This is a genomic window from Novosphingopyxis sp. (assembly GCF_965218915.1).
In the GTDB taxonomy this organism is placed as follows: Bacteria; Pseudomonadota; Alphaproteobacteria; order Sphingomonadales; family Sphingomonadaceae; genus Novosphingopyxis.
In genome coordinates this window covers 2234081-2255646 of sequence record NZ_OZ244708.1, presented here as the reverse complement: position 1 = coordinate 2255646, position 21566 = coordinate 2234081, and the positions used below count along the sequence as shown (strand labels likewise).

Here is a 21566-nt window from a genome sequence, read left to right as displayed (position 1 = left end):
TTCGTCACTCCTGCGAAAGCTGGGGTCTCGGGCGGGATAGCCATAAGGCCTGAGATGCCGGCTTTCCGGGTCCCAACAAAGTACTACTTTGTTGGGTGCCCTTTCCGGGTCCCAACAAAGTACTACTTTGTTGGGTGCCCTTTCGCCGGCATGACGAACAAAGAAAGGCGGAGCCATGCCGTTTCTGAATTTCCATCCGACTGGGTTTGCAAAGCACATAATCGCCTATCGTTTGGACTTCAGCGCCCGCATCCGCGCCGCCACCGCTTCCACCGGATGCGCCGCGGCGCGGGCGCGCGACGCCCTGAGCGCGGGATAGCCCGCGCGGGCATCGGCCATCAGCCGTCGCACGAAACTGCCGTCCTGCACCTCGGCGAGGATGCGCTTCATCTCGGCGCGCGCCTCGGCGGTCACGATCCGCCCGCTGCCCTCGGCGGCGCCGAATTCGGCGGTGTTCGAGATCGCCCCGCGCATTCCGGCGATGCCGCGCTCGTAAATCAGATCGGCGAGCAGCTTGACCTCGGTCAGGCATTCGAAATAGGCGATCTCCGGCGCGAACCCCGCGTCCACCAGCGTATCGAACCCGGCCTCGATCAGCTCGGGGATCACGCCCCAGAGCACTCCCTGTTCGTTGAACAGGTCGGCCTCGGTCTCCTGCTGGAAGCTCGTTTCGAGGATACCGGCGCGCCCGCAGCCGAGCGCGCCGGCATAGGCGAGGGCGGTGGCGCGCGCGGTCCCGCTGGCGTCCTGCGCCACGGCGACGAGGCTGATCAGCCCGGAGCCGCGCTCATAATCGGCGCGCAGCGCCTTGCCCGGCCCCTTGGGCGCGACGAGGATGACGTCAAGGTCGGCACGCGGTTCGATCAGCCCGTAATGAATCGCGAGGCCATGCGCGAAGCCGATGGTGGCCCCTTTGCGCGCCGCGCCGGACAGCGTCTCGTTCCACAGCTCGGGCTGAACCTCGTCGGGCACCAGCAAAATCACGATATCGGCGCGGGCGGCGGCTTCCGTCATGGGCAGAGGCTCGAAACCGTCCGTCCGCGCCGCTGCCTCGCTGGCCGAGCCGGAACGCAGGCCGACGGTCACGTCCACCCCGCTGTCGCGCAAGTTCAGCGCCTGCGCGCGGCCCTGATTGCCGTAGCCGATGATGGCGACGGGTTTGCCGCGGATAGCGGAAGTATCGATGTCCGCATCGGTCAAAATCGGGTTCGTCATTGCAATCCGTGCTCCTGCGAAGGCAGGAGCCCAGCGCGGATGAGAGCGCCGCTGGGCTCTGGGCTCCTGCCTTCGCAGGAGCGCCGCCGCTGTTCAAGCGCGGGGAGCCGTCAAGGCCTGGCTCAGAGCAATTCGAGCGCCTCCGCCGGATCGCCCGCCCAGCGCGGCCAGTCCTGCGGCGGCTGGTTGCGGAACCAGGTATATTGCCGCTTGGCGTAGCGCCGCGTGGCGAGTTGGCCGCGCAGGGTCGCCCCGGCGCGGTCGATCTCGCCGCGCAGCATGGCCGCGATCTCGGGCACGCCGATAGCGCGCATGACCGGCAGATCGGGATCGAGATCGCGCGCCAGCAGCGCCTCCACCTCGGCCACCGCGCCGCGCTCGATCATGCGCTCGAACCGCGCATCGCAGCGGGCGTAGAGCCAATCGCGATCGGGCAGCAGGATGAGGGGGCGCAGCGCCACGGTATCGCCGATTCCGCCATGTTTTTCGCATCGCCAGTCGAGCGCGCCGCGTGCCGTCGAGCGCATGATTTCGAGCGCGCGCTGCACCCGCGTGGTGTCGCCGGGGTTGAGCCGCTCGGCCATCGCCGAATCTTCGCAACGCAGGGCTTCGTATGCCTGCACCACCGGCAGCGCGCGAACCTCGGCACGGATCGCGGGATCGATCGACGGGATCGGCGCGATGCCGTCCAGCAGCGTGCGCAGATAGAGCCCGCTGCCGCCGACCAGGATCGGCAGGCGATCCTCAGCCCATGCCGCCTCGATTTCCGCCTTCGCATCCACCGCCCAGCGCGCCGCCGTACCGTTTTCCGCGCCGCCCAGATAACCGAACAGGCGGTGGGGCACCGCGCCGCGCTCCTCGTCCGAGGGCTGGGCGCTCAGCAGCGGGAGGTCACGGTACACCTGCGCGCTGTCGGCGTTGATCACCACCGACGGCGCGCGCGCGGCTAGCGCCAGGGAGAGCGCGGTCTTGCCGCTCGCCGTCGGACCTGCGATCAGCGCCAGCGGTCTTTTTGCGTCAGGAGAATCCATGCCCATCGCCACGCTGATAGCAGCCGAATCGATCGTCGGGGACGATATCGACGCGGCAGCGGATAGACTGCGCGATGCAGGGCTGAGTGTCTCTGGCTGGGACTGGATCGACGAGGGCAGGGCCGCGGATATCATGGCGGGCGGCACGGTCCCCGCGATCCGCGCCGCGCTCGCCCCGCTGGAAGAGCGGCTCGACATCGTGGTGCAGCCCGGGGGGCACCGCCGCAAGATGCTGCTCGTGTCGGACATGGACAGCACGATGATTACCGTCGAATGCATCGACGAATTGGCCGATTATGCCGGGCTAAAAGCCGAGATCAGCGCGGTGACCGAGCGCGCGATGCGCGGCGAGCTGGATTTCGTCGAGGCGCTGCGCGGCCGAGTGAAATTGCTCGAGGGACTTGAGGCGTCGGCGATCGACCGCTGCCGCGCGGAGCGGGTGCGGATCATGCCCGGCGCGCGCGAACTGGTGCCCACGATGAGGGGCTGGGGCGCGCACTGCCTGCTGGTGTCGGGCGGCTTCCATCATTTCGCCGATCCGGTGGCGGCGGAGATCGGGTTCGATCGGACGGTGGCGAACCGGCTGGCCGTTGAACGGGGCCAGCTGACCGGTGAGGTGACCGGCGCGATCGTCGATTCGGCGGTTAAGGCGCGGCTGCTTGCCGACAGCGCCGCCGATCTGGGGCTGGATAATGCTCAAACGCTGGCGGTCGGCGACGGCGCCAATGATATTCCGATGATCGAGGCGGCCGGGCTGGGCATCGCTTATCATGCCAAACCCAAGGCTGCGGCTGCGGCGGGCGCTGCGATCCGCCATAACGACCTCACCACGCTGCTCTACGCGCAGGGCGTACCGCGCGCCGAATGGGTGAGGGATTAGGCGAACTCGCGAAATAGCGGAAAAGCCATCCCGCGTTCCCGTCGTCGTGCCAGCGAAAGCTGGCATCTCGGGCCTCGTTGCCTGACGCTTGAGATCCCAGCTTTCGCTGGGATGACGAAGCAAGGGCGAAAATGGCTAGCGGCCCGCAGCAGGCCGGCCGGGCGAAGCCTGGTTATTTCTTCAGGCTGAAACAGGCATTGCCCGCGCGCTTGACCGCGGCACACATCTTATCGGCGGCGGACTTGCTCGCGAACGGACCGGCCTGAAGCCGGGTGACCTTGCCCGCGTCGACCAGGAACGGCTGCGCGGCGGACAGGCCGGAAACCTTTTTCTCGAGCGTATCGAACAAAGCGCGCGCGCGCGCCTCGGTGCTGAACGCGCCGAGCTGAACGCGCCAGTTGCCCGAAGCAGCGACAACGGGAGTAGGCGTGGCGGCGCGAACAGGCGCGGAATTGGCTGCGGCTGCCGGTGCAGGGGATCGTGCCGAAACCGATGGAATATAGCCTGGAATATCGGAGACCTCGGTCACGCGCGCGATCGGTTCGTCATCCGCCTGCGCGACCGGGGCGAGGACGGGAACCGGCGCCGCGACTGGAGCGGGGGTTGGGACCGGCGCGGGTGCCTCGGCCATGACCGGGCCTTGCACGTCGCCGCTATCGTCCGGCGCGTAATCGGTGCCCGCGATCTGTGACGGTGGGACATCGACCGGGCGCGCCACCGGCGCAGGCTCTACCGAGGCGACCGGGAAGCCGCCCGTCGTCCTGCTGCTGCCGGACCCGGCCTGCATCGAAGCCGCCATCGCCAACGCCTCGGTCTTTTGCGTTTCGCCGACATAATTATCCATCTGCGCCAGGCTGCGCTGCGCGGCGGGAATGCCCGCGCTTGCCGCCCGGCTCATCAGCGCATAGCCGCGCACCCAGTCCTTTTCGACCAGCTGCCCGTTGAAATAGGCGGTGCCCAGAACATATTGCGCGCGCGGTTCACCGCGCTGCGCCGCCGCCTGGATATAGGGCAGCGCTTCGGCCCGCTGGCCGGTCTGGAACAGGGTGAGGCCATATTCGTCGGCCGCCTTCTGGTGGATGATCCCGCCTTCGCGCGGCGCGGCCGCCTTGCTGAACCAGTCGAGCGCGATGTCGAGATTGGCCGGCACGCCGCGGCCGAGGCGATAGGCCTGGCCCAAGTTAAATTGCGCATCGGCGTCGCCTGCCAGCGCGGGTTCGCGCCATTCGCTGACGGCGGTGTCGTAATCGCCCGCCGCCCAGGCATCGACGCCCGCCTTGACATCGGCCAGCGCAGGGGCGGGCAGAGCGAGGGGGAGCGAACAGAGCAGCGCTGAGAGAGCGAGAAGACGGCGGGACATATACACTACTCCGTAGGATCGCCGAGCGATGGCAGCTTCGCTTCAACAAAGGGTTAATCCTGACCTCCGCCAGCTTAACCAAAGCTTGGGCAAAACACCATATCACCGCGAGCAGCGCCGCCATGGAGCCGCAAAAATCATGCCGGGCGGCGTTAACCCGATTTTAGCTGCGTTCTGCAAAACGGGAAATCCGAGACATATGCGAAGGGGAATATCGTTGCGGGTTCTGGCACTTGCATCGCAGAAAGGCGGATCGGGCAAGACGACCCTGTCGGGCCATCTGGCTGTTCAGGCCCAGTTGGCCGGGGCCGGCCCCGTCGTGCTGATCGATATCGATCCGCAAGGTTCGCTCGCCGACTGGTGGAACGAACGCGAGCCGGAATATCCGGCGTTCGCGCAGACCACCGTGGCGCGGCTCGCCTCCGATCTGGCGGTCCTGCGCCAACAGGGTTTCAAGCTCGCCGTCATCGATACGCCCCCCGCGATCACCATGGCGATCCAAAGCGTCATCTCGGTCGCCGAGCTGATCGTGGTGCCGACGCGCCCCAGCCCGCACGATCTGCGCGCCGTGGGCGCCACCGTCGATCTGTGCGAGCGGGCGGGCAAGCCGCTGATCTTCGTGGTCAATGCCGCCACCCCGAAGGCCAAGATCACCTCCGAGGCCGCCGTGGCGCTCTCGCAGCACGGCACGGTGGCGCCGATCACGCTTCACCATCGCACCGATTTCGCCGCTTCGATGATCGACGGTCGCACGGTAATGGAGGTCGATCCCGACGGCCGCAGCGCCGCCGAAGTCGTGCAATTGTGGGATTATATCTCCGACCGGCTCGAAAAGAATTTCCGGCGGACCGTCTTCGCCGCACCCGCCGCAGCCAACCCATATGCCGCCGCCGCCCGCCCGATGGGCGGATTCGGTCGCCGCGTGGTCGGCAGCTGAAGGGCGCTTGAGACATGGGTGAAGCCAAATCCTTTGCATCGCTCTCCTCGGGCCTGCTGGCGCGTAAGGGCGCGGCCAAGCCGGCCATGCGCCGGCCGGTGCCGAGCAGCCATCCGGCGGCGCAAGAACATGACGATCTCGGCTGGAACGACATGGGTTACGATGTCGATCCGGACCAGAATGCCGATCCCGGCCAGGACGGCCATTTCCACCGCAATCCCCTGATGGGGGCGGTTCCGGAGGCGAATGCGAACACGCGCGCACGGCAGGAAGAGGTGGCCGAACGGCTGAACGGCTCCGCGCTGCCCTCCGACGAGGAACTCGACCGGGCGGCGGCGCAAGCCGAAGCATCCTCGCCGGTCGATTCGAGCGACCAATCGCCCGCGCAAGCAACCGAGATGGCGCTCGAATCCACGCAAGCCGACGCGGACGAGCCGGAGGTCGAGGCCGAAACGGCGACGGCAGGGCTGCTCGCGATCAAGCCGCATGCCGTCCAGCGGACAACCGAACCGCCTCCAGCCGAGCCAAGGACCCGTCGGCCCAAAGTCGAATCGTCGGTGGCGGCGAAGGACAAGACCGCCTTCACCTTGCGGTTGGACCAGGATCGCCATCTCCAGCTGAGGCTGGCGTGCGCGGTGCGCAACGTCAGCGCGCAGAAACTGGTGACAGGCGCGCTCGACGCGCTGCTCGCCGGAATGCCCGAACTTGCCGAACTCACCCGTCATCTGCCCTCACGTCCGTTATGAACCCACAGGGATTCGCATCATGAACGCCAGTATATTGATCCGTCTGGCCACCTCGGGAGCGCTGTTTGCGCTGACGACGGTCGGCTGCTCGACCGTAACGCCCGGTCAGCTGTCCGCGGCCTCGGATGCGCCCAGGCCCGCCAAATCGGCGGTAAAGGCGCAGGCCAAGGCGCAAAAGGCGCTCGCCAAGGGGCACAGCGACGATGCGATCGGCTTTGCCGAGGCCGCCGTGCTGACCGATCCGGACAATGCCGATCTGCGCAGCCTGCTCGGCCAGGCCTATCTCGCCGCCGGACGGTTCCAGTCCGCTGGCGCCAGCTTTCAGGAAGCAATGACGTTGGGACAGAATGACGCGCGCTCGGTGATCGGTCTGTCGCTTGCGAACACCGCGCAGGGCCATGTCGGGGCCGCACGCCAGTTGCTCGATGCGAATCAAGCCATGCTGCCCGTGGCCGATTACGGCCTCGCCATCGCGCTCGCCGGAGACACGAGCCGTGCGGTGCAGGTGCTGACCGACGCGATCCGCGCGGACGCCGCCAACGCCAAGACGCGCCAGAACCTGGCCCTCGCCTACGCGCTCGACGGGCGCTGGCGCGAGGCGCGGATCATGGCGGCGCAGGACATGTCCGCCGATCAGGTGGAACAGCGCATTGCGAGCTGGGCGCAGATGGCCCGGCCCGGCGCATACGAAACCCGCGTTGCCGGGCTGCTCGGCGTCGCGCCGGTGGTCGATGCGGGCCGTCCGATGGGCCTTGCGCTCGATTTCAGCAACCAGCCGCAGGCGGAGATGGTCGCCTCGGTGGCATTGCCGCGCAGCGATGCGCCGCTGCCCGCGGTCGGCCCCGCGCCGCGTGCCGGCGGCACACAGATGCTCGCCGCGCAGGAGAGCCATGTCGCGGTGACCCCGCGTGCGCCGGCACCGCCGCAGCCCGCGCCGGATCGTCCGCTCGCGACCGCCGCTGCGGCTCCGACGATCAAGGCGCCCGCACCGCCGGTCAAAACCGCGCCCGCGCCGGTCCGACTGGCCGCCGCGACCCCGGCATCCGGCATCGACGCCCGGCGCGACGCAGCGCCAAAGCTCAGCGGCACCCATCTGGTGCAGCTCGGCGCTTTTTCCTCGCCCGAGAACGCGGCCAAGGCCTGGGCGATCTACCAGCGCCGCTATCCCACGCTGAAGCGCTTCGACAGCGCCAGCGCGCGGATTACGGTGAAAGGCCGCACGCTTTATCGTCTTGCCGCAATGGGCTTCGACGATGCGGCCAGCGCCAACTCGCTCTGCTCGAGCCTGCGCTCGGAAGGCGGCAAATGCATCGTGCGCAATATGCGCGGGGCATCGGTGCAATATGCCGCCGGAACGATGACGGGCCGGGTGCTCGCCTCGCGCTGAAGCGACCGCAAGCTGTCCTCTGCCGGAACGTCATTTGATCACCACGCCGCCCTTGATCAGGCGGCGGACTCGGCCCTGAACGGGCAGCCCGTCGAACGGGGTGTTGCCCGCTTGCGCCGCCATCTTACCCGAGTCCACCTGCCACGGCGCGTCCGGGTCGACGAGGATCAGATCGGCCTCAAGCCCCGGTTCGATGCGCCCGGCCTCCACGCCCAGAATACGCGCGGGGTTAGCGCTCAGCAGTTCGAACAGCCGCCCTGTCGTCACCTGGCCGTCGCGCACGACACCCAGCGCCATCGCCAGCAGCGTTTCCGCGCCCGCCATGCCCGGCGCGGCATCGGCGAAAGGCAGGCGCTTGTCCTCGGGCCCGCGCGGATCATGGCCTGAAGATATCGCGTCGATCGTCCCGTCCGCCACCGCGGCGAGGCAGGCTTGCCGGTCGCCTTCCGAGCGTAGCGGCGGGGAGAGGCGGGCGAAGCTGCGGAACCCGGTCACCGCGATGTCCGACAGGAACAGATGCGCCGGCGTGATGCCGCAGGTGACGTTCAGCCCGCGATCCTTGGCGGCGCGGATCAGGTCCAGCCCCCGCGCGGTGGTTACCTGCCGGAAATGGACGCGCGCGCCGGTTTCCTCGGCGAGCATCAGGTCGCGCGCGATCGCCAGCGCTTCGGCGGCGGCGGGGGCTTGCGGCAGGCCCAGCCGGGTGGCGGTTTCGCCGCCTGTGGCCACCGCATTGCCGGTGAGCCCACTATCCTCGCTATGCACGAACACCGGCAGATCGAGCGCGGCGGCATAGCCCATCACGCGCAGCATCACGCCGCTGTCGGCGATCCAGCCGCGTCCGGTGGCGACGCCGCGCGCCCCGGCCTCCTTCATCAGCGCGATCTCGGCCAGTTCTGCTCCGGCCAGTCGCTTGGTCGCGGCGCCCAGCGGATGAACCCAGAAATCGGGCTTGCCCGAGCGCGTGGCCGAGCGGACCGCACCCGGATCGTCCAGCGGCGGCGCGCGGTCGGGCATCAGCGCGGCGCGGGTGATGCCGCCGAAATGGAAGGCGGGCTTGTCGGTTGCGAACACGCCGAGATCGACGATGCCGGGCGCGACGATCAGACCCTTGGCATCGAGCGTCTCGCGGTCGGCGGGAACTGCCGCCACGAAACGGCCGTCCGCGATGTGAACCGCGCCCGCTTCGGGCTCCGCCACGCCGGGCCGGAGCACCTTGCCGCCGGTGATCGAGAGGGGCGTCATCGGGCGCGTCATGCCCAACCCTCCACGCCGCGCCCACGCCGGGTCAGCACGTCGAGGCAGGCCATGCGCACCGCCACGCCCATCTCCACCTGTTCGGTGATGGCCGAGCGTTCGGGATCGTCGGCGATGGTCGAGACGATCTCCACGCCGCGGTTCATCGGCCCGGGATGCATCACCAGCGCCCCCGGCGCGGCGAGCGCGAGGCGGCGCTCGTCGAGCCCGTAGAGATGGGCGTATTCGCGCGCGCTCGGAATGAACGGCCCGGCCATGCGCTCGTTCTGAAGCCGCAACATCATCACCACGTCGGCGCCGTCCAGCGCGGCGTCGAAATCGGTGAAGCCGGCCACGTTCAGCGCATCGAGGCCGGGCGGCAGCAAAGCAGGTGGCCCGGCCACGCGCACTTCCGCTCCGAGTGTGCCGAGGCAGATCATGTTGGAGCGAGCGACGCGGCTGTGGAGCACATCGCCGCAAATGGTGACGCGCAGCGCCGCGATGTCGCCCTTGCGCCGCCGGATCGTGAGCGCGTCGAGCAGCGCCTGGGTGGGGTGTTCGTGCGACCCGTCGCCCGCGTTGAGCACCGGGCAATCGACCTTGTCGGCGATCAACTGCACCGCGCCCGAGCTGGCATGGCGAATGACGATGGCGTCGGCGCGCATGGCGTTGAGCGTGACGGCCGTGTCGATCAGCGTCTCGCCCTTCTTCACGCTGGACTGCGCGGCGTGCATGTTGACCACGTCCGCGCCGAGTCGCTTGCCCGCGATCTCGAAGCTCAGCAGCGTGCGCGTGCTGTTTTCGAAAAAGGCGTTGATCAGGGTGAGGCCCGCCAGCCGGTCGTCATGCTTGGCGGCCTTGCGGTTCATCGCCACCCATTGCTCGGCCTCGTCGAGCAGGAACAGGATTTCCCATGGCTGCAGCCTCGCGATGCCGAGCAGGTTGGCATGCGGAAAGGCGGCACTGCCTTGCGGGTAACGGCTGGCGGGGTCCGATGCTGTCATCAAAGGCAGGTCATTAGCGTGGGCGAGCGGAGGCGGCAAGCGGCGCCAGCTTCACACGCTTCACACTGTCCAGGAGAGGAAAAGGCGGCGCATGTGAAGGGGGTGGTCGCAGACAGGTGAGAGGAGGCGGCGCGGCTGGACATGACCGGGGAGGTGTAGCCGATTTGGGTGGCTGTAGGACAGCGCGGAGATGTTGGGTTTCTGTGCGTTGAGCAGGGCCGTGCCATTACAGATGCTGAGCTTCAATCTTGCATTGGATGGGCCCCGGCCTGCGCCAGAGCGACGATAAAATGGATGTCTAGGTCTAAGCCACCAACGCGTCGATCGCGCCTTGCAGGATGTAGGCCGCCGCAGCGCTGTCGATGCGCGCCGCCCGCTTGCCGCGCGACACATCCTGCTCGATCATCGCGCGTTCGACCGCCTGCGTGCTCCAGCGCTCGTCCCACAGCAGGATCGGCAGGCCGAGGTCGGCGATGTTGCGGGCGAAGGCGCGGGTGGACTGGGCACGCGGGCCTTCGGACCCGTCGAGATTGCGCGGCAGGCCGAGCACGATGCCGCGCGCGCGCCGATCCGCGATGGCGCTGCGCAGCTCCTCGCGGTCGGCCAGGAATTTGCGACGTCTGATCGTCGCCGCCGGCGTGGCGAACGTCCAGCCCGCGTCGCAGAAGGCGATGCCGATGGTCTTGGTACCCAGATCAAGGCCGATCAGCACGCCGCCGTCCGGCAAAAGGGCGCGCAGCCCAGCGGCGGTTTCGACGACGTGGCTCATCGCCGCTTGGCTCGTGGGGCGTCGCTCACTGCGCTTCGTAGGCCGCCAGCCGCCGCGCGACATCGGCGCGGACATTGGCCCAGAACAACGGATAATCATAGACGTGGTAATTATTGCCCGGCAGCACATAGGGGCCGAGCTCGGGCGGATCGCCGATCAAAAGAAAGCCCTGTTCGCTGCAGCGTGCGGGCACGGATGCGGGCACCAGTTCGCCCTCGGTCAGATCATCGTTAGGCACCAGCGTGCCCAGATTGGCTTCGATCGGCGCGGCCTCGTCCGCGCTGCCGGTGAGCGGGTTGGTGCAGACGATCGGCGTGCCGCCGCGCTTCTCGCCGTTGAAGCCGATGGTGGCATTATAGGCGGTTTCGATAAAGCTGAAATCGGCCGGTTCGGCATAGCTCAGCCAGCTGAGGATGCAGCCTGGCTGGTCCGCGCCGGTGCATTGCGGCAGCCCGAGCGCCTTCAGATCCGTCGTCTCGCTGATCGGCCAGCCGACGACATAGGCGGCAACGACGCGCTTCGCCAGCGGAGTGCCGGCCACCCGGTCTTTCAGCAGATGCGTGAGGTGAAGCGAACCCTGGCTGTGCCCTGCCAGGATGATCGGCTGATCCGGCCCGATGCCCGCCAGAAACGCGTCGAACGCCTGGTCAACATCCTGATAGGCCGCGTCGATCGCCATCTGCCCTTCGGGTTTGTCGGTGATGAACGCGCCGAACGCCGCCTGGCGATAACGCGGCGCCCAGATGTCGCCGGCCGCGCTGAAGGCACTGGCCATGCCCTGCAGGAACAGCCCGGCGCGGTTCTGCGATTCGCGGTCGTCCAGCGGGGCGTTCCAGTGATCCTTTTCCAGATAGCTGGTCGGGTGGATGAAGAAGACCGCCGCATCGCCCTTGCCCGCGGGCTGGATTCCGGGTGGCAGCCAGTTCACCACCGAGGCGCGGCGGCCGGGCCGCGCGAACCACATCGCCGGATCGTCGTAGATATTGGCGGCGAGCTTTTCTTGGCGGACGAAGGCGACGTCCGGCACGCTGGTATATTGCAGGATCCGGTCGGAGAATTGCGACCAGGCCAGCCCCGCGCCGAGTATGAGCACGATGCAGATCGCGATGAAATAGAGGAACTTGCGGGCCAAGGGGGGACTTCCGGGAGATTTTGTTGGCTATCCACATATAAGCTGCGGCGCGAATGTCATCCCGCTAGCGACGCAGGATGAATATGGGTTGAAGAGGAGGGGGAAAGCTTCTCCCTTGATGGTGCCCGGCGCCGGTGTTAGCGCGCGCGTCATGTCAGTCGATACCCAGACCGTCCTGAAGATCGCCCGCCTGGCGCGGATTGCGATCGGTGAGGACGAGGCCGAGGCGCTCGCGCCAGAACTCAACAAGATCCTCGGCTTCGTCGAGCAGCTGGGCGAGGTGGACACCGGCGGCGTCGAGCCGATGACCGCGGTGATCCCGAACGCGCTGCGGCTGCGCGAGGATGTCGTCACCGACGGCGGCAGGCGCGCCGAGGTGCTGGCCAATGCGCCGGTGAGCGAAGAAGGGTTCTTCGGCGTGCCGAAGGTGATCGAATGAAGGTGCAGCTTGGCCTCAACAGCATCGTCATTCCGGGCTCGACCCGCAATCCAGGGCGAGATGGAACTGCCGCTGGGTTCTGGATCCCGGATCAAGTCCGGGATGACGGAGAATCGTCTTAATGACCCATTCCACCGAATTTACCGACATGGGCGTCGCCGCCATTCGTGACGGCGTGCGCGATGGCGCTTTCAAGGCGGTCGAAGTGGCCGCGGCCTTCAATGCGCGGGTGGCCAAGGCGGAAGCGCTGAACGCGTTCCTGGTCACCACGCCCGAGCGCGCGCTGAACGCCGCCGAGGCGGTCGACAAGGCGCGCGCGGATGGGGCGAAGCTCGGCAGCATGGCGGGCGTGCCGATCGGCATGAAGGACCTGTTCTGCACCGACGGGGTGGAGACGACGGCCGCCAGCGATATCCTGAAAGGCTTCCGCCCCCCTTACGAGTCCACCGTATCATCAAAACTCTGGGCGGCGGGCGCGGGAATGCTCGGAAAACTCAACATGGATCAGTTCGCCATGGGCTCGTCCAACGAGACCAGCGCGTTCGGCAATGTGGTCAGTCCATGGAAGCGCAACGACGGCGGCAACGCTTCGCTCTCGCCGGGCGGCAGTTCGGGCGGCAGCGCGGCGGCGGTGTCCGCGCGGCTGTGCCCGGCGGCGACCGGGACCGACACCGGCGGCTCGATCCGCCAGCCCGCCGCCTTCACCGGCATCACCGGGATCAAGCCGACCTACGGCCGCTGCTCGCGCTGGGGCGTGGTGGCGTTCGCCAGCTCGCTCGACCAGGCCGGGTCGATGGCGCGCGACGTACGCGATTGTGCGATCATGCTGGGTGCGATGGCCGGGTTCGACCCGAAGGATTCGACCTCGCTCGACGCGCCGGTGCCCGACTGGGATGCGGCCTTGTCCGGCGATCTCAAGGGCCTGCGCGTCGGTATCCCTAAGGAATATCGGGTCGAGGGCATGGACGGCGAGATCGACGGGCTGTGGCGGGAAGGCGCCGAGCGGCTGAAGGATGCGGGCGCGACGATCGTCGACATCTCGTTGCCGCACACCAAATACGCGTTGCCGGCTTACTACATCGTGGCGCCGGCCGAGGCCTCGTCCAACCTCGCGCGCTATGACGGCGTGCGCTACGGCCTGCGCGATCTGCCGGAAGGCGCGGATTTGCAGGAGATGTACGCCGCCACGCGTGCCGCCGGGTTCGGCGCCGAAGTGAAGCGGCGCATCATGATCGGCACCTATGTTCTCTCGGCGGGCTTCTACGACGCCTATTACACGCAGGCGAGCAAGGTGCGCACGCTGATCGCCCGCGACTTCGAGAATGCGTGGGCGGATTGCGACGTCATCCTCGCCCCCACCGCGCCGACCGCGGCGTTCGGACTGGGCGAACTGGTCGGCGATCCGCTCACCATGTATCTGAACGATGTGTTTGCGGTGCCCGCCTCGATGGCCGGGCTGCCCGCCAGCAGCGTGCCCGCGGGCCTCAACAAGCAGGGCCTGCCGCTGGGGCTCCAAATCATTGGCAAGCCGCTCGACGAGCAGACGGTGCTGAACGCCAGCCTGGCGCTGGAACAGCGCAGCGGATTTACGGCGCGGCCGGAGGATTGGTGGTGAGCGCCGTGGTCGCCGGCTAGCCGATGTCAACGCGAGGCTATTCCAGTTCGTCTCCCTCAATCGGCGGCATGCCGCCCTTTCGACCCATCACCCGTTCGAACGTCTGATAATCGGCGCGCTTGCTCCGATCTTCGAAGAAGTCGATCGTTTCGAGCACCGAAAGTTTTTCTGCGACCGCCGTTGCCATGAACTGATTCATGCTGATTCCATCTCGCTCCGCCCAGCGCGCGACCGCGTCCTTGATGGAACGGGGAAGCCTCAACTGATATGCTGCGGCCTTGCTCATCTCACCTTCTCCAATGCTACGCGCGGTAACCAACAACCGAGCCGGAATTTCGCAGGCGCAGTCCCAAAATCGCGCCTATTGAATGTTACGATGGCATCTGCTCCGGAATTCAGAGCGGTTTCCATCACCATCTCGTCGCCCGGATCTCTCACCAACGGTCGATAGGCATAATTGATACGGGTCCATTCGCTAAGATCAACGATGACGTCCAGGATCGATTGGACCTCCGCCGCGGACAAACCGCCAGCATCGAGATGTTCCTGTTTCATGGCGATCGCTTCATATTCCAGGACCAACGGAACGCTGATGACCGGTCGATATTTTTTCTGCGTAGCCAAGCGCAGCAGTTCCGCCGATGCGCCATGCGGGCTCCTCAGCGCTGCGATCACGACGTCGGTGTCCAGCACAAGTTTCATATCACCGATGATATGTACGTATTGACGGTATGGCAAGGCTTTGGCAACGAGCGTAGAAGCGCGAGCGACACTAGCAAAGAGAGTAAAATGACGCAGACGGATTACCGCATCCACGGCGAAACCGGGCAATGGGAGGTCGTGATCGGCCTCGAGGTCCATGCCCAGATCACCAGCGCGTCGAAACTCTTCTCCGGCGCGGCGACCGAGTTCGGTTCGGAGCCGAACACGCAGGTCAGCCTGGTCGATGCCGCGATGCCGGGCATGCTGCCTGTACTCAACGGCGAATGCGTGAAGCAGGCGGTGCGCACCGGCATGGCGATGGGCGCGCGGATCAACAAATATTCGCGCTTCGACCGCAAGAATTATTTCTACGCCGATCTGCCGCAGGGCTATCAGATTTCGCAGCTCTACCATCCCATTGTGGGCGAGGGCGAAGTGGTGGTGACGCTGGACGAGAAGGACCCGGACAGCGCGCAGAAGACCATCGGGGTCGAGCGCATCCATATCGAGCAGGATGCCGGCAAGCTGCTGCACGACCGGCACCCGACCATGTCCTATGTCGATCTCAACCGCTGCGGCGTTGCGCTGATGGAGATCGTGTCCAAGCCAGATATGCGTTCGCCCCAGGAAGCGGGCGCTTATGTGCGCAAGCTCAGAAGCCTCCTGCGCTATGTCGGCTCTTGCGACGGCAATATGGAGCAGGGCTCGATGCGCGCCGACGTCAATGTCAGCGTTCGAAAGCCGGGCGATGAATTCGGCACGCGCACGGAAACCAAGAACGTCAACTCGATCCGCTTCATCCAGCAGGTGGTCGAGGTCGAGGCGCGGCGTCAGGTCGATCTGATCGAGGATGGCGGCAGCGTGGTGCAGGAAACGCGGCTGTTCGATGCGGCGCGCGGCAAGACCCGCTCGATGCGGTCCAAGGAAGACGCGCACGACTATCGCTACTTCCCCGATCCCGACCTGCTGCCGCTGGAACTGGACGATGCGTTCCTGAAGGATTGCGAGGCCTCGCTGCCCGAACTGCCCGACGCCAAGCGCGCGCGCTACGAAAGCGAGCTCGGGCTTAGCGCTTACAACGCGGCGGTGCTGACGGCGGAGGTGGAGACCTATCGCGGTTTCGAGGAGCTGCTGTCGGTGACCGCGCTGAGGCTCGGCAAGTCCGAAAAAGACATCGCCACCACCGTCTCGAACTGGGCGCTGTCGACCGCGCCGGGCGTGCGCAACGGGATGGGCGAGGAGGCCGATCCGGCGTTCGACACGCCCGAAGCCAACGCGGCGATCATCCAGATGCAGGCCGCGGGCGATATCTCCGGCGGGCAGGCCAAGGAAATCTACGAAATCCTGCTCAGGACCGGCCGCGAGCCGGCGGAGATCGCCGAGACCGAGGGTCTGAAGCAGACCAGCGACAGCGGCGCGATCGAGGCGGAAATCGACGCGATCCTCGCCGCCAATCCGGACGAGGTGGAACAGTATCGCGGCGGCAAGGACCGTCTGTTCGGCTTCTTCGTCGGCCAGACGATGAAGGCGATGAAGGGCCAGGCCAACCCGCAGGTGGTGAACGAATTGCTCAAGTCCAAACTGGGCTGATATGGCCGGGGGGCGCCCAGCCAGGCCGGCACCGACACCGCCGCGCCGCCACAAGGCGCCCGCCGCCTTCGCTTCATCGGCCCCGGCATCGTCGCGGCCGCCACCGGGGTGGGCGCGGGCGATCTGGTCGCTACCCTCGTCGCGGGCACGCGCTTCGGTTACGCGCTGCTCTGGGCCGCCGTGATCGGCTGCCTCGTCAAGATCGCGCTGGCCGAGGGTACCGCGCGCTATCACCTCGTCACCGGCCGCACCATCTTCCAAGGCTGGCAAAGCCTCGGACGGTGGACCAGCGTCTATTTCGGCGCGTACATCCTGGTCTGGGGCCTGCTCTACGGCGCCACCGCGATGAGCGCGACCGCGCTGCCGCTGACCGCGATGTTCCCGTTCCTGTCCTTGCGCATCTGGGCCGTCATCGCCGGGATGGCCGGCCTGATCTTCGTCTGGTTCAACCGGTATCAGGCGTTCGAGAACGTCATGAAATTGCTCGTCGCGGTGATGTTCGTCGTCATGGTGGGCCTCGCCATCCTGGTCGTGCCCGATCTCGGGGCGATCGCCGACGGGCTGATCCCGCGCATTCCGGGCGGTTCGCTATTCTACACGCTCGGATTGATCGGCGGAGTGGGCGGTACCATCACCACGGCCGCTTACGGATACTGGGTGAACGCCAAGGGCTGGCGCGGCCCGGTCTGGCTGCCGATGATGCGGCTCGACAACAACACCGCCTATGTCGCCACCGGCATCTTCGTCGTCGCCATGCTGATCGTCGGCGCGCAGCTGCTCTACAGCGCGAACATCACGCTGGGTTCTGGCGACGAGGGGCTGCTCGGCCTGTCGGACGTGCTGGCGGCGCGCTTCGGCCGGCCGATCGCGGTCGCCTTCCTCGTCGGTTTCGCCGCCAGCGCGGGCTCCTCGCTGCTCGGCGTGTGGCAAGGGGTGAGCCTGATGTTCTCGGACTTCGTGCACCAGTTGCAGGGCGCCGGGGAGCGCCCCGAATACGCCGAACGCAGCCGGCCGTTCCGTGCCTATCTGCTGTGGCTGACCTTTCCGCCGATGCTGTTGCTGCTGTTCGACAAGCCGTTCTTCCTGGTGATCCTCTACAGCGCGTTCGGCGCGTTCTTCATGCCGTTCCTGGCGATCACGCTGATCCTGCTCCTCAACCGGCAGGATATTGCGCCCAGGCACCGCAATGGTTGGCTCGCCAACGGCGTGCTCGGCATCGCGGCAGCGCTGTTCATTGCGCTGTGCGGGCAGCAATTGTGGGAGCTGGTGGGTTGAACCGACGGCATGCAAGGCGCTTCATTCGTGGCGCAGGCCCTCAGCAATGCGAGAAACCGGGAGCCACACTCACCGCGACCCTTGGCTCCCGATCGATCAGCCCTGTGTGTCGACGCCCTTGGCGAACTCCTCGAAATTCTTGACGAAGACCTCGCGCAGTTCCTGCTCGGCGGCTTCGGTTTCGTCGGTCGTTTTGGGCGGGAAACTGGACAGGCCGTTGCCGCCGCGTCCCTTGATCATCTTCGTTTCGTTTTTGCCGTCGCGGAAATCCTTGAAAATGAAACGATTGTTGAGCGAGCGTCCGTAGATTGCCTTTTTCGTGTAGAAATTCTGCGTAACGAGCAATTCCATATAGCATGGTGCTACCGACGAACTCAGGCGCGTGGCCGCCTTGGTGGTGATCTTGCGGTCCGAAATCGGCTCTTCGTAGATGATTTGCGCGGGCGGCAGTTTCAGCGAGCCGAGCAAGTCGGCCGATTGCAACGCCTCGACCTGCAGGCGCGGTCCCAGCGCTTCCTTCAGATATTCGGCTTCGCTGATATTGCGATCCTTGTTCACCGCTCCGTCGGCGATGGCCCCGACAATGCCCAAGCCGGACAGCCAGCCGGTCGTCGAAGCCTGCCCTTCGGTGGACGGAAACACATGCAGTTCGCAACCGGAAGGAACCGCTTCGGTCGGGACCGCAACGCTGTCATCCTGGGCGCTCGCCGGAACCGCGGCGCCGAGAAGCGCGATGGCACTGGTGGTCACGGCAATGGTCAAAAACGTCTTCATGTCTGCACTCCTGATTTGGGATTGGCCTGTTTGGATTACTGCCTGTTTGTAAAATCAGTTCGACGCAGGCGACGGCTGCGCGGGCGCGTTCACCGGCAGCAGTTCAGCGCCTGATGGCTCGGCAGCCGATGGTGCCGGCTGTGTGGACGCATGGTCAGGTGCCTGCCCGGCCGCAATCGCGGGCGTGACGGCGGCGGACGCGGCGGGGGTGAACACGATATCCTCGCCTGTCCGGGCCTTGAGCTCACGGCCTAGCGGGATGACGCCGCGCTTACCCGTGATGAAGCCGGAAAAAACGCCGACGGCGAGCCATGTCGCCACGGTCGCGCCGTTGTTGTTGGCGCCTTCCTCGCGGTAGCGACCGTCCAGCGCGATCTTTTTGCCTTCGATATCGAGGTGGCGTAGCGCGATGCCGAGAATGCCGGGCTTGCCGAATCCGCCTTTGTTCGTGGCGAAAGTGACCTCGCCGGTTCCGCGCGTGCCTTGGGGAACCACGATCGTACCGTCCTGCACCACGTCGTGCAGAACGGTGACGGAAAACATATCGCCTTTGCTGGCATCGGCGGTTGTCAGTTCCTGGTCGAGCATAACGAGGACGGGTGTGTGTGCCGGCAGCACGGCGGTCGCCGCGAGCACGTCCGGCGCGGCCTCGGGCGTGGTCTTGGCGTAGGCGATCGCCTCGTCCCAATCCGCCGCCATTATATCCTGCGCCGCCGCGCTAAACGGCAAGGCGATACACGACAGGGCCAGCGCGCCGCGCACAGCCAAACATATCGACGTCATTCTTGATTCCCCCAAATCCATTTCCCCAAACGGACGATTTGATTTGTTAAATCGAGCCGTCTGGTTTGCAAGACTTATTATCGGGAGGACCGATCACGGGAGGAGGTGACCTTGGCTTGCGTTGAAAGCGCTGATCAACATTATCGGCCGCATCCTCAAGCCATCGGCTGGCCCGGCGCAGGAGTGGTCGGCGGCGTTTGCGGGGATGGCACATCGATATCGGGCGCGGGCGGACTTACCTCGGGCGGGGGCGCTGTCGGCTCGCCCGGATCGGGTGCGCCGGGCGTCTCCGGCGGCGCGGTGGGCGGTGAAGGAGGTTGCCCCGGCACCGGTTGACCCGGCGTTTCGGGCCTGGGCGGCGTGGGCGCGGGATCGGGCTGAGGTTCGCTGGGCGGGATCGGCGGTTCGACGGGCATGAAATTCTCCTTCTCTGCAGGCAAACCCTTCAAAGCCGGGTTGGCTCCCCCACATGGCTTGCCCCGCCGCTTTTATCACGCTAGACGCGCGGGCTTCGGCCCGGGCCGCGCGGGCGTGGCGGAATTGGTAGACGCGCTTGGTTTAGGTCCAAGTATCGAAAGATGTGGGGGTTCGAGTCCCTTCGCCCGCACCAGACCGCAACGCAATGCGCCCACCAGCCGTTGGGACAACAGGAATTTGAGAGTGCGAACCGGCATGTGTCGGCAGCGCCGGACCCGGATACGGCCAACTTAATACGGAAAGAGCATAAGTTCATCATGCAGAGCAAAGAGACGCTGAACCAAGGCCTGAAGCGCGCCTACACCATCACGATTCCCGCCAAGGAGATCGAGGCGCGGGTCGACCGCGAGGTGAAGAAAATCGCACCGCAGGTCCGTATGCCCGGCTTCCGCCCCGGCAAGGTGCCCGCCAATCTGGTGCGCAAGATGCATGGGCCGGCGCTGATGCAGGACGCGCTCAACGCTTCGATCCAGGACGGCATCCAGCAGACGATCAGCGACAACAAACTGCGCCCCGCGATCCAGCCCGACGTCGCGCTGCAGGATGATTATCAGGTCGGCAACGACGCCAAGCTCGACATGAGCCTGGAAGTGCTGCCAGATGTCGATGCCCCGTCGGTCGAGGGCATTTCGCTAGAGCGCCTGAGCGCCCAGCCCACCGATGCCGAGATCGATGAAGCGCTCGGACGGCTGGCGGAGAACCAGAAGAATTTCGAGCCCGGCGCCAAGACCTACCAAGCCAAGAGCGGCGATCTCGTGATCATCGATTTCGAGGGCAAGGTGGACGGCGTGCCGTTCGACGGCGGCAAGGGCGAGGCGATGGCCGTGGAAATCGGCTCGGGCCAGCTCATCCCGGGCTTCGAGGACCAGCTCGTCGGCGTAAAGGCGAATGACGAAAAGGTGCTGAACGTCACCTTCCCGGCCGACTACGGTTCCAAGGACCTGGCCGGCCAGGACGCGACCTTCGACATCGTCGTGGCCGAGGTGCGCAAGCCGGCCGCGGTCGCGATCAGCGATGATTTCGCCAAGTCGCTCGGCCTCGAGAGCGAGGAACAGCTGCGCGGCCTGATCAAGGGGCAGCTCGAGCAGGAATTGAACGGGCTCACCCGCACGCATATGAAGCGCCAGCTGCTCGACCAGCTCGCCGGCGCGCATGATTTCGACGTGCCGCCCTCGATGGTGGAAGCCGAGTTCGACCAGATCTGGCAGCAGCTTCAGGCCGAAGCCGCCAAGGAAGAGGATAGCGAGGCCGCGCTCAAGGAGATGGAAGACGAGAAAGAGGATTATCGCGATATCGCGGTGCGCCGCGTCCGCCTCGGCCTGCTGCTCTCCGCGATCGGCCAGGAGAACGGCGTCGACGTCTCGCAGAACGAGATGAACATGCTGATCCAGCAGGCCGCCCAGCGCTATCCGCAGGAGCAGCGCCAGCAGTTCATGCAATATATGCGTGAAGACCAGATGGCTGCCGCCCAGCTGCGCGCGCCGCTATATGAGGACAAGGTCGTCGACTTCCTGTTCGACAAGGCCGAAGTGAGCGAGCGCACCGTGACTCGCGACGAGATCGAGGCGGCGATTGAGGCGGAGCCGGAAAAGGTCGAGGCGAAAAAGGCTCCGGCGAAGAAGAAGGCACCGGCCAAGGAGGCGGCCGCCAAAAAGGATGCAGCGAAGCCCAAGCCCGCTGCCGAAAAGGCTCCGGCCAAGAAAGCCGCCGCCAAAAAGCCCGCCGCCAAGAGCGACGCCGCCAAGAAGGACGAGAGCGAGGCTCCCGCCAAGGCTGCGCCGGTGAAAAAGACTCCGGCCAAGAAGGCGCCGGCCGCCAAGACCGCGGCCGCGAAACCGTCGGCAAAGTCTGCGGAGGCAAAGGCGCCCGCCGCGGCCAAGAAGCCGGCTGCCAAGAAAGCGCCGGCCAAGAAATAGGGGGAGAGGCCTGCGTCTTTCTCCAGCCCAATAATTCGGCGATTATGTATTTTGCAAACCCTGTCGGATGGAAATTCAGAACGGCATGGCTCCGCCTTTCTTTGCATCTCAGGCCTCATGGCGATCCCGCCCGAGACCCCAGCTTTCGCTGGGGTGACGGAAAAATGGCGCTGGGGTGACGAAAAATGAAACGGGTTTGCAAGGTATATAATCGCCAATAAGTCAGCGTCATCCCGGACTTGATCCGGGATCCAGAGCCCAGCGGCAGTGCCATCTCGCCCTGGATTCCGGGTCAAGC

General features: G+C 66.1%; 21 protein-coding genes and 1 tRNA gene. 10 read left to right on the top strand and 12 right to left on the bottom strand.

Annotated elements, in window-relative coordinates; translation table 11 throughout:
* Positions 1 to 225: 225 nt before the first annotated feature.
* Positions 226 to 1215 carry a ketol-acid reductoisomerase gene (gene ilvC, locus ACOQPC_RS10545; protein WP_420605689.1) on the bottom strand — a complete coding sequence of 330 codons (990 nt, stop codon included), beginning with the start codon at positions 1213 to 1215 and terminating at the stop codon, positions 226 to 228.
* Positions 1216 to 1337: 122 nt separating this feature from the next.
* On the bottom strand, positions 1338 to 2246 hold the full coding sequence (gene miaA, locus ACOQPC_RS10540) for a tRNA (adenosine(37)-N6)-dimethylallyltransferase MiaA (RefSeq protein WP_420605688.1): 909 nt from the start codon (positions 2244 to 2246) through the stop codon (positions 1338 to 1340).
* On the opposite strand from miaA, the gene serB reads away from it, so the two are divergent.
* On the top strand, positions 2245 to 3126 hold the full coding sequence (gene serB / locus ACOQPC_RS10535; protein WP_420605687.1) for a phosphoserine phosphatase SerB: 882 nt from the start codon (positions 2245 to 2247) through the stop codon (positions 3124 to 3126). The two genes, miaA and serB, sit on opposite strands and share 2 nt — an antisense overlap.
* Before the next feature lie 172 nt (positions 3127 to 3298).
* Here serB and ACOQPC_RS10530 read toward each other — a convergent pair whose 3' ends face one another.
* Positions 3299 to 4486 (bottom strand): SPOR domain-containing protein, encoded by a 1188-nt coding sequence (locus ACOQPC_RS10530; protein WP_420605686.1) that lies wholly within the window; start codon positions 4484 to 4486, stop codon positions 3299 to 3301.
* A 217-nt stretch (positions 4487 to 4703) separates the two neighbouring features.
* On the opposite strand from ACOQPC_RS10530, the gene ACOQPC_RS10525 reads away from it, so the two are divergent.
* The 3 genes from ACOQPC_RS10525 to ACOQPC_RS10515 are packed head-to-tail and all read left to right on the top strand — an operon-like array spanning position 4704 to position 7556.
* Positions 4704 to 5423 (top strand): AAA family ATPase, encoded by a 720-nt coding sequence (locus ACOQPC_RS10525; RefSeq protein ID WP_420605685.1) that lies wholly within the window; start codon positions 4704 to 4706, stop codon positions 5421 to 5423.
* 14 nt (positions 5424 to 5437) lie between these two features.
* Entirely contained in the window at positions 5438 to 6169 is a 732-nt protein-coding gene (locus tag ACOQPC_RS10520; protein ID WP_420605684.1) for a hypothetical protein, read from the top strand.
* Positions 6170 to 6188: 19 nt separating this feature from the next.
* Entirely contained in the window at positions 6189 to 7556 is a 1368-nt protein-coding gene (locus tag ACOQPC_RS10515; protein WP_420605683.1) for an SPOR domain-containing protein, read from the top strand.
* Positions 7557 to 7586: 30 nt separating this feature from the next.
* On the opposite strand, the gene ACOQPC_RS10510 is transcribed toward ACOQPC_RS10515, so the two are convergent.
* From ACOQPC_RS10510 to ACOQPC_RS10495, 4 genes are all read right to left on the bottom strand, one after another.
* Entirely contained in the window at positions 7587 to 8801 is a 1215-nt protein-coding gene (locus tag ACOQPC_RS10510; RefSeq protein WP_420608122.1) for a dihydroorotase, read from the bottom strand.
* 8 nt (positions 8802 to 8809) lie between these two features.
* Positions 8810 to 9796: an aspartate carbamoyltransferase catalytic subunit gene (locus ACOQPC_RS10505; protein ID WP_420605682.1), complete on the bottom strand. Its 987-nt coding sequence runs from the start codon at positions 9794 to 9796 to the stop codon at positions 8810 to 8812.
* A 304-nt stretch (positions 9797 to 10100) separates the two neighbouring features.
* Positions 10101 to 10565 carry a Holliday junction resolvase RuvX gene (gene ruvX, locus ACOQPC_RS10500; protein ID WP_420605681.1) on the bottom strand — a complete coding sequence of 155 codons (465 nt, stop codon included), beginning with the start codon at positions 10563 to 10565 and terminating at the stop codon, positions 10101 to 10103.
* Positions 10566 to 10590: 25 nt separating this feature from the next.
* Positions 10591 to 11697 (bottom strand): DUF3089 domain-containing protein, encoded by a 1107-nt coding sequence (locus ACOQPC_RS10495; RefSeq protein WP_420605680.1) that lies wholly within the window; start codon positions 11695 to 11697, stop codon positions 10591 to 10593.
* 151 nt (positions 11698 to 11848) lie between these two features.
* Between ACOQPC_RS10495 and gatC the strand changes: the two genes are divergently transcribed.
* On the top strand, positions 11849 to 12136 hold the full coding sequence (gene gatC, locus ACOQPC_RS10490; RefSeq protein ID WP_420605679.1) for an Asp-tRNA(Asn)/Glu-tRNA(Gln) amidotransferase subunit GatC: 288 nt from the start codon (positions 11849 to 11851) through the stop codon (positions 12134 to 12136).
* A 121-nt stretch (positions 12137 to 12257) separates the two neighbouring features.
* Positions 12258 to 13751 (top strand): Asp-tRNA(Asn)/Glu-tRNA(Gln) amidotransferase subunit GatA, encoded by a 1494-nt coding sequence (gene gatA / locus ACOQPC_RS10485; RefSeq protein ID WP_420605678.1) that lies wholly within the window; start codon positions 12258 to 12260, stop codon positions 13749 to 13751.
* A 37-nt stretch (positions 13752 to 13788) separates the two neighbouring features.
* On the opposite strand, the gene ACOQPC_RS10480 is transcribed toward gatA, so the two are convergent.
* Positions 13789 to 14037, bottom strand: coding sequence for an Arc family DNA-binding protein (locus ACOQPC_RS10480; protein WP_420605677.1), 249 nt, complete (start codon positions 14035 to 14037; stop codon positions 13789 to 13791).
* A complete protein-coding gene (locus ACOQPC_RS10475) occupies positions 14034 to 14582 on the bottom strand; it encodes a putative toxin-antitoxin system toxin component, PIN family (RefSeq protein WP_420605676.1) in 549 nt (182 codons plus the stop codon). Before ACOQPC_RS10475 ends, ACOQPC_RS10480 begins: the two co-directional genes overlap by 4 nt.
* Here ACOQPC_RS10475 and gatB point away from each other — a divergent pair.
* Together gatB and ACOQPC_RS10465 are read left to right on the top strand one after the other, a co-directional pair.
* A complete protein-coding gene (gatB, locus tag ACOQPC_RS10470) occupies positions 14541 to 16043 on the top strand; it encodes an Asp-tRNA(Asn)/Glu-tRNA(Gln) amidotransferase subunit GatB (protein WP_420605675.1) in 1503 nt (500 codons plus the stop codon). The genes ACOQPC_RS10475 and gatB overlap by 42 nt on opposite strands.
* Positions 16044 to 16151: 108 nt before the next feature.
* On the top strand, positions 16152 to 17318 hold the full coding sequence (locus ACOQPC_RS10465) for an Nramp family divalent metal transporter (RefSeq protein ID WP_420605674.1): 1167 nt from the start codon (positions 16152 to 16154) through the stop codon (positions 17316 to 17318).
* Positions 17319 to 17414: 96 nt separating this feature from the next.
* On the opposite strand, the gene ACOQPC_RS10460 is transcribed toward ACOQPC_RS10465, so the two are convergent.
* The 3 genes from ACOQPC_RS10460 to ACOQPC_RS10450 form a co-directional block, all read right to left on the bottom strand.
* Positions 17415 to 18092, bottom strand: a complete 678-nt coding sequence (locus ACOQPC_RS10460; RefSeq protein ID WP_420605673.1) for a hypothetical protein — start codon at positions 18090 to 18092, stop codon at positions 17415 to 17417.
* Positions 18093 to 18146: 54 nt separating this feature from the next.
* Complete coding sequence (locus ACOQPC_RS10455) at positions 18147 to 18875, bottom strand: hypothetical protein (RefSeq protein ID WP_420605672.1); 729 nt, start codon at positions 18873 to 18875, stop codon at positions 18147 to 18149.
* Between the two features lie 155 nt (positions 18876 to 19030).
* Positions 19031 to 19291 (bottom strand): hypothetical protein, encoded by a 261-nt coding sequence (locus ACOQPC_RS10450; RefSeq protein WP_420605671.1) that lies wholly within the window; start codon positions 19289 to 19291, stop codon positions 19031 to 19033.
* Between the two features lie 109 nt (positions 19292 to 19400).
* Between ACOQPC_RS10450 and ACOQPC_RS10445 the strand changes: the two genes are divergently transcribed.
* Together ACOQPC_RS10445 and tig are read left to right on the top strand one after the other, a co-directional pair.
* Positions 19401 to 19485, top strand: a tRNA-Leu gene (locus ACOQPC_RS10445).
* Positions 19486 to 19609: 124 nt separating this feature from the next.
* On the top strand, positions 19610 to 21268 hold the full coding sequence (gene tig / locus ACOQPC_RS10440; RefSeq protein WP_420605670.1) for a trigger factor: 1659 nt from the start codon (positions 19610 to 19612) through the stop codon (positions 21266 to 21268).
* Positions 21269 to 21566: the final 298 nt, after the last annotated feature.

Bases quoted from the DNA above. Each gene is read 5' to 3' on its own strand.
- ilvC (WP_420605689.1), bottom strand. From the start codon at position 1,215: ATGACGAACCCGATTTTGACCGATGCGGACATCGATACTTCCGCTATC.
- serB (WP_420605687.1), top strand. From the start codon at position 2,245: ATGCCCATCGCCACGCTGATAGCAGCCGAATCGATCGTCGGGGACGAT.
- miaA (WP_420605688.1), bottom strand. From the start codon at position 2,246: ATGGATTCTCCTGACGCAAAAAGACCGCTGGCGCTGATCGCAGGTCCG.
- ACOQPC_RS10530 (WP_420605686.1), bottom strand. From the start codon at position 4,486: ATGTCCCGCCGTCTTCTCGCTCTCTCAGCGCTGCTCTGTTCGCTCCCC.
- ACOQPC_RS10520 (WP_420605684.1), top strand. From the start codon at position 5,438: ATGGGTGAAGCCAAATCCTTTGCATCGCTCTCCTCGGGCCTGCTGGCG.
- ACOQPC_RS10515 (WP_420605683.1), top strand. From the start codon at position 6,189: ATGAACGCCAGTATATTGATCCGTCTGGCCACCTCGGGAGCGCTGTTT.
- ACOQPC_RS10510 (WP_420608122.1), bottom strand. From the start codon at position 8,801: ATGACGCCCCTCTCGATCACCGGCGGCAAGGTGCTCCGGCCCGGCGTG.
- ACOQPC_RS10505 (WP_420605682.1), bottom strand. From the start codon at position 9,796: ATGACAGCATCGGACCCCGCCAGCCGTTACCCGCAAGGCAGTGCCGCC.
- ruvX (WP_420605681.1), bottom strand. From the start codon at position 10,565: ATGAGCCACGTCGTCGAAACCGCCGCTGGGCTGCGCGCCCTTTTGCCG.
- gatC (WP_420605679.1), top strand. From the start codon at position 11,849: ATGTCAGTCGATACCCAGACCGTCCTGAAGATCGCCCGCCTGGCGCGG.
- gatA (WP_420605678.1), top strand. From the start codon at position 12,258: ATGACCCATTCCACCGAATTTACCGACATGGGCGTCGCCGCCATTCGT.
- ACOQPC_RS10480 (WP_420605677.1), bottom strand. From the start codon at position 14,037: ATGAGCAAGGCCGCAGCATATCAGTTGAGGCTTCCCCGTTCCATCAAG.
- gatB (WP_420605675.1), top strand. From the start codon at position 14,541: ATGACGCAGACGGATTACCGCATCCACGGCGAAACCGGGCAATGGGAG.
- ACOQPC_RS10460 (WP_420605673.1), bottom strand. From the start codon at position 18,092: ATGAAGACGTTTTTGACCATTGCCGTGACCACCAGTGCCATCGCGCTT.
- ACOQPC_RS10455 (WP_420605672.1), bottom strand. From the start codon at position 18,875: ATGACGTCGATATGTTTGGCTGTGCGCGGCGCGCTGGCCCTGTCGTGT.
- ACOQPC_RS10450 (WP_420605671.1), bottom strand. From the start codon at position 19,291: ATGCCCGTCGAACCGCCGATCCCGCCCAGCGAACCTCAGCCCGATCCC.
- tig (WP_420605670.1), top strand. From the start codon at position 19,610: ATGCAGAGCAAAGAGACGCTGAACCAAGGCCTGAAGCGCGCCTACACC.